We start from the raw sequence: 12173 nt of genomic DNA on the forward strand, positions 1-12173 counted from the left end.
TTGTCAATTAAATTATCTAGAGCCATCATATCATGAATTTACCCAATTTTACAAATCTATCTAAAGATAGATGCTTTTTTCCAAATGCCACTGTGTTAAATATCTCTTCAGTCGTATTGGTTTTCAATGGGTTGGGAATAATAGTTACTGCGCGAGGAAATTCTCTTTGAGAGGTTTTCTGGTAGGTAATCCTTTGCTATTTACAAGAATTAATTATTTTTTAAACTTGTCACTTTTTCCAACGGATGAAAGTGCTACAAGTTTTGCTGATTAAGCTTTGTCTGCTTTCTACTTAGACTTTTCAAAATTGAACTTATCTTTTGAATGACAATTTGTGATCCGGAGTATCAATAATGTTTGAGGTGCAGAATCCGGCAATTGTATATATTTCTCCTGCGGAGTTGGTTATTCATCCGAAGCTGATAGAAATATATGGTGAGAATCAGGAACGTCCAGCTTTGGAAAAAAGTATCTCGGAAAAAGGGATTCTTGAATCTTTGAAGGTATCTGCACGCACTGGTGTGAATGTGGTATTGGCAGGTAAGTGTCGCTTGCAGATAGCTCGCCAGTTAGGGATTTCCACTGTGAAAGTGGAATTTGTCGAGTCTGGTTCGTTTGAAGAAGATTTGAAACTAGTGCTTGACTTTAATCTCCACCGAGAAGGCGGGAAAACTCATTACCAGAAATTTCACGAGGGGCAGTACTGGGAGAGCGTACTTCGTCCCCAAGCGAAAGAAAGACAGAGGGAAAGCGCTCGTCGTTTGAATCAATCGAATGATTCAAATTTGAATCATTCGTTAACTGAGAGTAACTCTCAATTAGGGAAGGGTAAGCGAGTGATTCAGGAGGTCTCGGAGAATCTAAATATAAGTGTTGGCAGTTATCACAAGGGTAAGAAAGTTTTTGAGTTGATTTCTCAATTACGAGAAATGGAAAAATTTAAGGCAGTTGTTGCACTGGAGATGGAATTTAACCGGAGTATTGATGCAGCATACAAGTTTGTTTGCAATCAAGATATCTGTTACCAGGTGATAGACCTTCTGGAAGCAGATGAGATAGGTAGTATAGGCGATGGTATTGCTTGGATACGGAGTGGCGATCGCAATCCGTTTCGACGTTTCCAGCTTGACCAAGTATATCAATTCAAGAAGAGACTGCGGCCCGAGTTGGAAATTGTAGGACGGGTTATTGGTATAACTAATGAGTTTGTTGTGTTTGGATTGAGGAATTTAGTAAATATGAGCCTAGAAATTGTGAATCTACGTCCGCGACAAATTGATGCAGAGTTGCAAGATGAACCATCTGGGGAACAGAGGAAAAGAATATTTCACTTAATGCAAAAGTTTAGTGATGTATTCCCAGTTCAAGTGTCTTTGGCGGAGTTGTTAAAACTCCCAAATTTAACTGAGAAAGAGGAGGTTTTATTGCGGATGTATGAGTCTGACGTATTTGAAAAAACTTGGGAAGATTATAAGACACAAATGAAAGCAATGGAAGTATCTACAAATAGAAAAAAGGATAATATTTGTGCTGCATAGGTAGCTGTGGGCTGCTAATTTAGTAGAGAATTTATCCCACAATTTAACATTATTTACTAGATTAGCATCTCAATACTGATTACAGTACGAGTTCACTTTTTTGGGTGCTGAACTCGTATCAAGATATTTGACTGTTTTTTGTTTTTAAACTCGATGGTGCAGTATGAGTAATTTCATCTTCACCAGTTGTACTAACAAGAGCCAATGTGGGGTGACGCTTGTGGGTGTTACTAGCTTTGCATTGTTATCCCAAAACTAAGAATGTCGATTTAGTAATAACTTCGCTAGAACTGCCTCATTTAAATAATTACCAAAAAAAAGTTGGGTAGTCGCATTGTTGTTGGTGAAGCGTGTTGGACTAAATGCTAGTCTAAGCCTACGTATGTCTAAGCCTAAACAAGTATAAACCTTTGTTTGCTTTCAACCATGAGACGATTACCAGTCGCCTCCAACAAGCGGATAACCAACCGCTTCTTAATAAAACAAAAATTTCAAATTTAGGCTAACACATTTTGACCAACAGCGAGACTACCTGATGCACAAAAATTATCAGGACAGTCACTCATGTTCCAAGAAGATTTCGGGGTAGATGTTGATAACAAGCCCCAATTAAGCCTTTCACAGCCTTCAAAAAAGAAAATCAAACCCCACCTGCCCGCAGAATCTGTGGGTAAACGCTACGTAGAGCGCTTTTGGCATCCATTTGGGGCGATAATTGCCCCTTCTTTAGTAGAAGGTGCAAAACAAGCATGGCGCACCATCGACCATTACCTGCAACCCTCCCAACTGTGGAAGCTGCACCAAGACAAGTCAAAACTAGTAGGTCTGCGCTTTGACGACACAACCAGTTACGCCACAATCGATTTAGACTTTTTTGGGGACTACCATAACATTGAATCTATAAATCGCATCAAAGCGGCGCTAGAGAACATCGGCATAGTCGATATCATTATCCTTCAGTCGAGCTTTAGTGGCGGCTATCACCTGATCCTAACCTTTGCATCCCCCCTGCCTACCTTTGCCCTAGCTTGCGCCCTAGAGATTACCTTGAGAAATGCAGGCTTTATTCTGCGCCAAGGACACCTAGAAATTTTCCCCAACACCAAACCATATAGTGCCAAACAGATAACCAACTACAAAGCCATCCGTTGCCCCATGCAACCGGGTAGCGGGTCATTTTTACTTGATGATGACCTACAACCAATTAGCGACTCAGTTTCTATCTTCCTCGACTATTGCGATCGCGCAGCAAGCCGCCAAGATTTAACCAAATTAAAACGGGTAGCAAACAAGGCCAAAAAACAAATTGCACAGGAGAGATATCGTAAGCAAGAGTCTGCTGACGTTGCACAATGGCGTACCAACTGGGAAGAAATAATTGCGATTGGTTGGACTGGACTTGGACAAACAAATACCCTCCTACAAATCTTTGTAGGCTACGGAATCGTCTTTTTAGACTTAACGGGTGAGGAATTAGTCGAATTTTGCCTCTCCACCGCAATTAACGCCCCTGGCTATAGCCAATATTGCCGACATCAACACGAAATCGAAGCTAGGGTACGGCATTGGGTAGAATGTACAATTCGCAATAAATGGTATAGCGCCTACGTTAGTTATCCCGAACGGCTGTTGGGTACATTCACCAACACATTTGCAGAAGCTATAGCAGATATCAGGAGCATCCATAAACCCAAAGATAACGTAATCCCATTTGACCGTCGCCAGCAACAGAACTGGGAACGCAGTCAACAAGCCCAACGACGCATCCAGATAGTAGTAAGAGCAATAGAGTGGGATGGTGGCTTACCAGCGGGTGCTACTGAACGGGCGAGAGCGATACGTGCTGAGTATAAGCACCGCTTTAACAAAACTATCTCACAAGAGACACTACAAAAGCACTTACATTTGTGGCATCCCACACGCTACATTTTAGACCCTTGGGCAGAAAATAGCTCAAACCCTTATCAATCAAGCAATGACGGGCAATTTGATAGTTTTCAAAACTCATTTCCAAAACAAAGTGCTGAAAACCCTTATCAAATGGAAAATTACGGTCATTGTTCTTATATAAAGGTTTTTTGCCCCTGCTTACCTCCTGCTGGCTGATGCCCCTACAGGGCAGCAGCCAGCAGGAGGTTTTAAAGAAGTTCCTGAGTTTGAAAGAGAATTGTTTGTACCACAGGTACAACATGAATTTGAGGAAATTAACATTAATTCCGAAGAATTGAATTTATTACAACCAGAAGATTTGTCTTTAACTTCAGGTGTCAGTAATTCTGATAATTCATTAGTTTCTTCAAATATTATACAACTAGCTGAAAACGTTAATGAAAGTAATTCAGATAAGGATTTTAAATACCTTTCTAACCCCAGCGCCTCTGAAAATTACAATAACAAAAACTTATTAATCAATTCTGTCACTATTCCCCCGACTGCGGCTACATCTGCAATTGTGCCGCCTGAAACGTTACAAAAAGCCGAAATTAGCGAGCAAAGTACACCTTCAGGCGATCTAGCTGAAACTCTCGCTTTGTCAGAACTGAAGAAACTGACTAAGTTGCGACTCCAGGCAGCATCTCACGCCAAGCGTTTAGCTAGAGAGTACTGCCTAATTGCGCGACGCTTAATCGGAGGCAAGGAACGCGAACGTTTGGAGCAAAATGCCAAAATGCAATTATATCTCGATTCAGGTAACAAAACTCTAATTGCAGAAGCCAACGAGTGGGCAGCTGCCAATCCTGGGTGTCTACCGTTTTCGTTGGAGTTGGCGTTTCAAGAAAGTGAGACGTGATGGCTGAATTTCACAGGTGCTCCACCTCAGATTGAAACTTTCCAAGATAAGCAAAAACGCATTATTACTAGTGCGGGAGTACCAATTGTTACTCTAACTACAACAGACGCTCAAGACAATTTAACAACTGTTGACGCTATTTATCAAACCTAGAAAATTGCCTCGCCAAGACTAAGAATAAAGCTTATATGCGCTTAAAAAAATTCTTCAGCTGGCCTCTTGACTCTCCAGTTCACTGGAGCATTCAAGATGAAATTAGTTAGTTGTTAGTTAACGCCACTTAGTAACTGGAGCAGCCAGATGGAGAATACCACACTCAAACTGCGCGGCATGAGTTGTGCCTCTTGTGCCAGCAGCATTGAAGACGCGATTAATTCTGTCACCGGTGTCGATGAATGTATTGTGAATTTTGGAGCAGAACAGGCAACAGTTAAATATGACCCTAGAAGAACTGATTTAGAAGCCATTCAAGAAGCAGTAGATGCAGCAGGTTACTCTGCTTACCCACTCCAAGAACAAAACCTGATGGCGGGAGAAGATGATGCGGAGAAAAAACATCGCTTAAGAGAATCTCGTGATTTAATGCGAAAAGTGACGGTAGGGGGCATCATTAGCACTGTGTTAGTTATAGGTTCACTGCCCATGATGACAGGGTTGCACTTACCCTTTATCCCAGTATGGTTACATAATCCTTGGGTACAGTTGATACTCACTACCCCAGTACAGTTTTGGTGTGGTTACTCCTTCTACATTAATGGATGGAAAGCTTTAAAACGTCATGCTGCCACAATGGATACCCTAATTGCTTTGGGTACAAGTGCAGCATATTTTTATTCGCTATTTCCCACATTATTTCCCAGCTTTTTCATCAATCAAGGGTTAACACCAGATGTATATTATGAAACTGCTGCTGTCGTCATTACCCTGATTTTGCTAGGAAGATTATTTGAAAATCGTGCTAAAGGACAAACCTCAGAAGCTATCCGTAAGCTAATTGGGTTACAAGCTAAAACAGCGCGTTTGATTCGCAATGGACGAGAAGTAGATGTCCCAATTGAAGAAGTAATTATTGGAGATGTGATATTGGTTCGTCCTGGCGAGAAAATTCCTGTTGACGGGGAAGTAATTGAGGGAGCATCCACAATTGATGAAGGGATGGTAACAGGGGAAAGCGTGCCTGTCAAAAAGCAACCAGGCGATGAAGTGATTGGAGCTACTATTAACAAAACTGGGAGTTTCAAGTTTCGGGCGACACGAGTCGGAAGTGATACAGTGCTGGCGCAGATTGTCCAATTAGTACAGCAAGCTCAGGGTTCTAAAGCCCCAATTCAGAGATTAGCAGACCAAGTAACTGGATGGTTTGTGCCTGCGGTAATTGCGATCGCTCTACTCACTTTCATCATTTGGTTTAATTTTACAGGTAACGTGACTTTAGCGCTGATCACCACTGTTGGGGTACTAATTATCGCCTGTCCTTGTGCGCTGGGTTTAGCCACACCAACATCTGTAATGGTAGGAACGGGTAAAGGTGCGGAAAATGGCATTTTGATTAAAGGTGCCGAAAGCTTGGAAGTGGCGCACAAAATTCAAACAATCGTGCTAGATAAAACTGGAACAATCACTCAGGGTAAACCAACAGTCACCGATTTTGTCACCGTCAATGGTACTGCTAATGGTAACGAAATGAGCTTGGTGCAACTTACGGCATCTGTGGAACGCAATTCTGAACATCCATTGGCAGAAGCGGTTGTGAGATACGCTCAATCTCAAGAAGTGGCGTTAGCAGATGTCAGAGAGTTTGAAGCAATTACAGGCAGTGGTGTACAAGGTATAGTTTCTGCTCATCTTGTGCAAATTGGAACGCAACGCTGGATGTCAGAATTAGACATTGATACCCAAGCCTTACAACACGATAAAGAGCGTTTGGAATATCTGGGCAAAACTGCGATTTGGATTGCGGTTGACGGACAAATTCAGGGATTAATGGGGATTTCTGATGCCATCAAACCTACTTCAATACAGGCAATTCGTGCTTTGCAAAAACTGGGTTTAGAGGTAGTGATGCTTACAGGAGATAATCGCCGCACCGCAGAAACCATTGCCCGTGAAGTTGGTATCAAGCGCGTCTTGGCTGAAGTTCGCCCCGACCAAAAAGCTGCTACAGTGCAGAAACTACAATTAGAAGGAAAGATTGTAGCAATGGTTGGTGATGGTATTAATGATGCACCAGCACTAGCCCAAGCCGATGTAGGAATGGCAATTGGCACTGGGACAGATGTTGCGATCGCTGCTAGTGACATTACGCTCATCTCTGGTGACTTGCGAAGCATTGTCACAGCCATTCAACTCAGCCGCGCCACAATTCGTAATATTCGTCAAAACCTATTCTTCGCCTTCATCTACAACGTAGCTGGCATTCCCATCGCTGCCGGTATTTTGTTTCCTATCTTCGGTTGGTTACTTAACCCCATCATTGCAGGTGCAGCAATGGCATTTAGTTCAGTTTCAGTAGTTACGAATGCCCTACGTCTGCGTAAATTTCAAGCTAAAGCAGTAGTATAAGGAAGTAGCAAATGTTGAGTAAAGTAATTGTTAGCAGTATAGCAGGCTTGGGATTGGCATTCAGTGTTGCCTTAGATCAAGTAGATGCACAGATGAATCATGAAATGCCGGCTACCGAGCGATCAAAGACAACTCAATTCGGTCGCATTGAGCAACCACTGTGGGTAAAAGGTGCAGTTACAACAGCCGGGTTGGGGTTAATCGGACTAGAAATTTGGTGGTTTCTCCTAAGTAAACCAAAGTCCCAAAAAGCCGAAGCCCATGATGGTATTCAAGAAGTTGGCATTACTGTAGATGGAGGCTATGAACCTAGTCGAATTCTAGTCAATGCAGGTCAAAGAGTCCGCCTTAATTTCCTACGTCGTGACCCTAGTAGTTGTCTTGAAGAAATACGCCTACCTGATTTCCATATCGCCAAAAACCTACCACTAAATGAAGTTACATCCATTGAGTTCACGCCCGATAAAGCAGGTACTTATACCTTCAACTGCGGTATGAATATGTTCCGAGGAGTGATAGAAGTTCAACCTCCTGACTCGATTGCAAAAGCAACCCCAGTAACTACTTCTCAAGCTACTCACCATATTCAACCAGAGCTTTCTGTGCCTACAGAGTCAGCAATAAAAGCAGTGAAAACACCAGAAGGTACTCAAGAAGCGACTGTTACGGTTGAAAATGGTTACATACCGGAACGAGTAATTGTAGAGGCGGGACAACCGGTAAAATTGGACTTCCAACGTCACAATTTGAGCAAGTGTTTTGATAAATTGCTAATACCGGACTTTGACTTAGCCGTTGATCTTGCTCCTAACCAAACCACTTCAGTGGAATTTACTCCTAAGTATCCTGGTGAATATGAGTTCACCTGCGGTATGAAAATGTATCGTGGTGTCGTGGAAGTAAAACCTGCCACATAATCCAGAAGCAAATAATTAGCAAGATGATCCTGTTCTCACTTGACTCTCCAGCTAGCTGGAGAGTTTAAGATAAGGTAAATAAACTTATTTAACATGAGAGCAGCTAAATATGTTAGTCCAAGAAGAGCCAAAACTCATCGGTAATGTTGCTAAGTCTAGCGGTGTACCAATTAAAACTATTCGCTACTATGAAGAACTTGGTCTACTCAGGTCATTAGGGAGAACCGAGGGTGGATTTAGATTATTTAACTCTGATGTTTTGGAGCGACTGCACTTTATCAAACGTGCCCAAAGCTTAGGATTAAGCTTGTCAGAGATTAAGGAATTTTTAAATGTTCATGATGGAGGGGAATTACCTTGTGAGCATATAAAAATTAAACTAGAAGATAAGATTAAAGCTATTGATGAACAAATTCGGCAATTACTTATTTTGAGACAAGAATTATCAGGATTAGTTTCTGGTTGGGAAACCATACCTGAAAATCCTGAAAAAACAATTTGTCCTATTATTGAAAGAAATTAAATAATCAAGCTGTCCATTTAGAGGATGTTTTAAAAGTGGGGGGGTATTGTAAGAAAGCTCACAAGGCTTATGCTGAGATTTGTAGAAAACAGCACCTTATGAGCGAATGACTAAAGCATACCGTAGCAATTTGACTTGGGAACAGTGGGAATTAATTGCAGACCTGTTGCCAGAAGCAAAGCCGGGTGGTCGTCCCCGAAAATTAACCTTATTTGCAGTAGTGAATGCAATTCTCTATGTACTGTGTGAAGGGTGTACATGGCGAGGTCTACCAGGAGATTTTCCTGCATGGTCAACAGTTTATGGTTATTTTTGGAGATGGAGCCTAGATGGTACGTGGTTAAAGATTCACGATCAACTTTACCAGTGGGTGCGGGTAGACGCAGGACGTGAACCTAGTCCCTCAGAAGCGGCAGTTGATAGCCAATCAGTAGAAACAGCAACGATGATATCTATTGATGTTGGTTACGACGCAGGTAAAAAAATTCATGGGCGTAAACGCCATTTAAGTGTAGATTTACTGGGTCTAGTTTTACGCGTTTTGGTGACATCTGCAAGTCTTCCAGAACGCGAAGGAGCGAAAAAAGTTCTCCAACGAGTTCACGATACTGGTCATCAGGTAAAACGGTTGAATACTATTTGGATGGATGGGGGATATCGAGGCGAAGAATTTATGCGCTGGGTGATGGATATGTTTCGGTGGATTGTCGAAATTGTTCTTAGACCTTTGGAGAAAAAGGGTTTTGTCCATTTACCAAAACGTTGGGTTGTTGAGCGCACTTTTGGCTGGCTTAATTGGTGTCGGCGCTTGAGCAAAGATTATGAAAGGCTACCCCAAACTTCGGAGACTTTTATCTATATTGCCATGATTCGTATTATGGTTCGACGACTGGCATGATTTTTGACTGGTTTTTACTTTTAAAACATCCTCTAACACTTGAACGATTTATTACGTCATATAGCTATTAGAGAACCGTTACTGAGCCATTTTCAAACAGTACCAAAATTGATCCATTTTTTTGTAAAAAAGAATTTTATCTCTTTCTATATCGCAGGGGGAAACTCCATAAGCTTCGTAAAATAATTGAACCATTTTATCTCCAAAATTTCTGATAATACTACCTTCTATTGAGGAGAAATCTCTATGAAAATCGCCCATTCCAGCTTTTCCCCAATCAATTACTCCTGAAAGATTTAACCCTTGTCGTAAGATATTAGGTAAACAGTAGTCTCCATGTGTTATGCACCCAGTTTGATGAGTTTGTTGTTCACGGCATAATTGATTAAAAACTTCTGATGGTGTTCTGCCAGAATTTTTTTCTTGAAACTGTGCAACATCGATTAAACTTTTTTGAAGTGCTATATCAATTTGCTTGAGTTCTTCATCTAAACCATTTGGAAGGTTTAATTTTTCTAGACTTGATATATTGTGGAGTTTTTTAAGGGCTTTTCCTACTACATAAACTGCTTCTTCACCTGTCTCATTTTCTTTTAAAATATAAGCAGGATAGCCTTCTAGCTCCTCCGTTATAATTAACGTATATGATGACGTTTCTGCAAAATGTATTAATTTAGGAACAGGGAATAGCTGGTATAGCGTTTTTATTATATTCTGTTCTGTAGCAATTTCCAGTGCTGCATTTCCTGTTGCAAGCTTGAGGAATAATCCGCAACCATCAGGTTGTGAAAGTCTATATACATTAGCACCTAACCGACCTGATATGTACTCGCTTACTTCACATTTGTATAGTAGCTCTACTATTTCTTTAGGTGTATCAATAGCTAGATTTTCTAGTAGATCTGTTATGATTAACATAGTAGTTTTGGTTTTCAAAAATATATCTGTTTTTTACAATAAAAAAATTTTTGGTTATTCAAACATTAAGTATAAAAGCTAAAACCTCTGAATTTGCTGTAAAATTACCGAAAATTAATGTGATTTTCTTAAGCTTAAACTACCTTACCTCAGAAAACTAAAATCACTTAATAAAGTACTACTTGTTTAGTATTTAAAGAAATAATTTTTTGAAATTCTCCATTTTGATTGAACTCGAAAACCGAAAAACTGCCTAGAGATAAATAAAACTGTCTTAATTTTGCTAAAGGAACATTCAGCATCTCACAACATAACCAACTATCGGGACTTAAACAAAAATTAAGCCCAAATAAAGCCGAAACTGGCTTTATGAGAGGCAAATACGTCACGATTAATGGTTAGCCATTCAAAAAAACGGAAAGAAATCGCTGTTCTAAACGCTTCTAAAGCATCAGTAAAAGTGTTCAAAGGTTTAGTTGCCCACCTACGTCTCAAACCCCCAGTCAGCTGATGCCAAAGAATAAAAGTATAGGCACAAAAAACCAGGATAAAATGTCGTATGAGACTAGTTTTATCTCGGACTTGATATTCTTTTAATCCGAGAAAGCCTTTGGCTTCTCGATAGAAAACTTCCACCCAATTTCGTTGAGAATAGGTGTTGACTATCCATTCTGGAGTGACAACAGATGTAGAAACATTAGTGATAAAATAGTCGATATCAGTGGCATTTGAGAAAGTATCAGCATTCATCACGATAGCTATACTTCGCTGTCCCTCTAGACGTGATATCTCTACAAGTCTTGTTGCTACCCACACTGTTCGGGATTTATCTAATTTGAGTTTAATTTCGCTAAAAGCTTCTTGGGGCAACGTCTGTGCTAATTCATCTAGCCTGATTGTTTGTTGATAATTTCCTTGGTTACTAATTGTGACTTTCCGATTTTTGGCTACTCCTCCTAAATACTTTAAGTTTCGCTTTTCTAGTTCTAATAGGAATGATGTATTGTTACCATATCCCGCATCTACAATTACTATTCCTGGTTGATATCCTCGCTCTCTTGTTTGGTCTATTAACTTAATTGCTATCTCGGTTTTCTTCTCAAATAATGGGTCTTGTTTCCCCTGTGGTAATGAATCAGCGTGCTGATATAACTCTATATCTAATGGTAGGCTTTTTCTGCCATCATATAAATGACTTGTTACCACTACTATTCCATTATCAGTCTTACCGATTTCTCCAATATATTGTCTTCCAACTCCTTCAGTCAAGTTACCACTTTTCCTATGCCCTGAATCATCAATTATCAAGCTAAATCCCCGATTAATTCTAGTTTGACTACACTTGTTCATTACCTCCAAGCGTCTTTCATTCAGCTTTTTAGCCGACCAAGGTGCATCTGTTAAAAAGTGGTGTAATCTATGGTAATTCACCCCTATGGCGTTTCCTGCCATCTGTAACAGGTTTTTTCTCTCACTTTCCCCCAATAATCCCCCTAAATAATGTCTGAACTCCCTTTTTTGCGCTTGATGATTAAATACATCATCAAACCTTTGACACCATTTTTCAAAGCATGGGGGCATGGCTGTGGGAGTTGTCTCTTTCATCAGGCTTATTTTAACGTGAAACCTATGCTATATCTGCATTATAACCTCTTTTGCTCTCTTTTTTTGCTTAAGTCCCGTTAGTACGATTGTTCGCGCGTGCCCCAAAAGGAAAAAGAGCGCGAGGCGAGCGTCCTATCAAACGAGGAAAAAACGTCTCCTTAATTGGTGCAATTGGTTTCCAAGGTGTAATTACTCAAATCAGTCTTATTGGTGCTACAGATGGACTTACCTTTGAGGCATTTATCTCCCAGAAGTTAGTTCCCAAACTATGGAAAGGAGCCTATGTTGTCATGGATAATTGCTCAATTCATAAATGTAAGGAACTGCAAACATAAACGCTTCAAACTGCAAACAAGGCAATTTTGAAACCACATTAAGGGTCTTGGCAACTTTTGGTGATCTTGGTTGGGGGAAGGCAGAG

Annotated in this window: 10 protein-coding genes; 8 read left to right on the forward strand and 2 right to left on the reverse strand. The window is 40.6% G+C overall.

Annotation, left to right across the window (positions count from 1 at the left end):
* Window positions 1-353 precede the first annotated feature (353 nt).
* From MIC7126_RS0122355 to MIC7126_RS0122380, 7 genes are all read left to right on the forward strand, one after another.
* On the forward strand, window positions 354-1538 hold the full coding sequence (locus MIC7126_RS0122355; protein ID WP_017655385.1) for a ParB N-terminal domain-containing protein: 1185 nt from the start codon (window positions 354-356) through the stop codon (window positions 1536-1538).
* Window positions 1539-2102: 564 nt separating this feature from the next.
* Window positions 2103-3644 (forward strand): hypothetical protein, encoded by a 1542-nt coding sequence (locus tag MIC7126_RS28125; protein ID WP_238553670.1) that lies wholly within the window; start codon window positions 2103-2105, stop codon window positions 3642-3644.
* 61 nt (window positions 3645-3705) lie between these two features.
* Complete coding sequence (locus tag MIC7126_RS32080; protein ID WP_238553671.1) at window positions 3706-4329, forward strand: hypothetical protein; 624 nt, start codon at window positions 3706-3708, stop codon at window positions 4327-4329.
* A 300-nt stretch (window positions 4330-4629) separates the two neighbouring features.
* Window positions 4630-6891 carry a heavy metal translocating P-type ATPase gene (locus MIC7126_RS0122365; protein ID WP_017655386.1) on the forward strand — a complete coding sequence of 754 codons (2262 nt, stop codon included), beginning with the start codon at window positions 4630-4632 and terminating at the stop codon, window positions 6889-6891.
* Window positions 6892-6902: 11 nt separating this feature from the next.
* Entirely contained in the window at window positions 6903-7808 is a 906-nt protein-coding gene (locus MIC7126_RS0122370) for a cupredoxin domain-containing protein (RefSeq protein WP_017655387.1), read from the forward strand.
* A 109-nt stretch (window positions 7809-7917) separates the two neighbouring features.
* On the forward strand, window positions 7918-8331 hold the full coding sequence (locus MIC7126_RS0122375; RefSeq protein WP_017655388.1) for a heavy metal-responsive transcriptional regulator: 414 nt from the start codon (window positions 7918-7920) through the stop codon (window positions 8329-8331).
* A gap of 106 nt (window positions 8332-8437) precedes the next feature.
* Complete coding sequence (locus MIC7126_RS0122380) at window positions 8438-9229, forward strand: IS5 family transposase (RefSeq protein ID WP_017655364.1); 792 nt, start codon at window positions 8438-8440, stop codon at window positions 9227-9229.
* 78 nt (window positions 9230-9307) lie between these two features.
* Here MIC7126_RS0122380 and MIC7126_RS0122385 read toward each other — a convergent pair whose 3' ends face one another.
* Complete coding sequence (locus MIC7126_RS0122385) at window positions 9308-10165, reverse strand: phosphotransferase (protein ID WP_154655951.1); 858 nt, start codon at window positions 10163-10165, stop codon at window positions 9308-9310.
* 321 nt (window positions 10166-10486) lie between these two features.
* Window positions 10487-11752, reverse strand: coding sequence for an IS701 family transposase (locus tag MIC7126_RS0122395; protein WP_017651096.1), 1266 nt, complete (start codon window positions 11750-11752; stop codon window positions 10487-10489).
* A gap of 86 nt (window positions 11753-11838) precedes the next feature.
* On the opposite strand from MIC7126_RS0122395, the gene MIC7126_RS29665 reads away from it, so the two are divergent.
* Window positions 11839-12087 carry a transposase gene (locus MIC7126_RS29665; protein ID WP_238553672.1) on the forward strand — a complete coding sequence of 83 codons (249 nt, stop codon included), beginning with the start codon at window positions 11839-11841 and terminating at the stop codon, window positions 12085-12087.
* The last annotated feature ends 86 nt before the right edge of the window (window positions 12088-12173 follow it).

The sequence above is a fragment of the Fortiea contorta PCC 7126 genome (assembly GCF_000332295.1).
Taxonomy (GTDB): domain Bacteria; phylum Cyanobacteriota; class Cyanobacteriia; order Cyanobacteriales; family Nostocaceae; genus Fortiea; species Fortiea contorta.

Excerpts from the sequence above, each read along its gene's own strand:
- MIC7126_RS0122370 (WP_017655387.1), top strand. The coding sequence starts at position 6,903 with ATGTTGAGTAAAGTAATTGTTAGCAGTATAGCAGGCTTGGGATTGGCA.
- MIC7126_RS0122375 (WP_017655388.1), top strand. The coding sequence starts at position 7,918 with ATGTTAGTCCAAGAAGAGCCAAAACTCATCGGTAATGTTGCTAAGTCT.
- MIC7126_RS0122380 (WP_017655364.1), top strand. The coding sequence starts at position 8,438 with ATGACTAAAGCATACCGTAGCAATTTGACTTGGGAACAGTGGGAATTA.
- MIC7126_RS28125 (WP_238553670.1), top strand. The coding sequence starts at position 2,103 with ATGTTCCAAGAAGATTTCGGGGTAGATGTTGATAACAAGCCCCAATTA.
- MIC7126_RS0122355 (WP_017655385.1), top strand. The coding sequence starts at position 354 with ATGTTTGAGGTGCAGAATCCGGCAATTGTATATATTTCTCCTGCGGAG.
- MIC7126_RS0122395 (WP_017651096.1), bottom strand. The coding sequence starts at position 11,752 with ATGAAAGAGACAACTCCCACAGCCATGCCCCCATGCTTTGAAAAATGG.
- MIC7126_RS0122365 (WP_017655386.1), top strand. The coding sequence starts at position 4,630 with ATGGAGAATACCACACTCAAACTGCGCGGCATGAGTTGTGCCTCTTGT.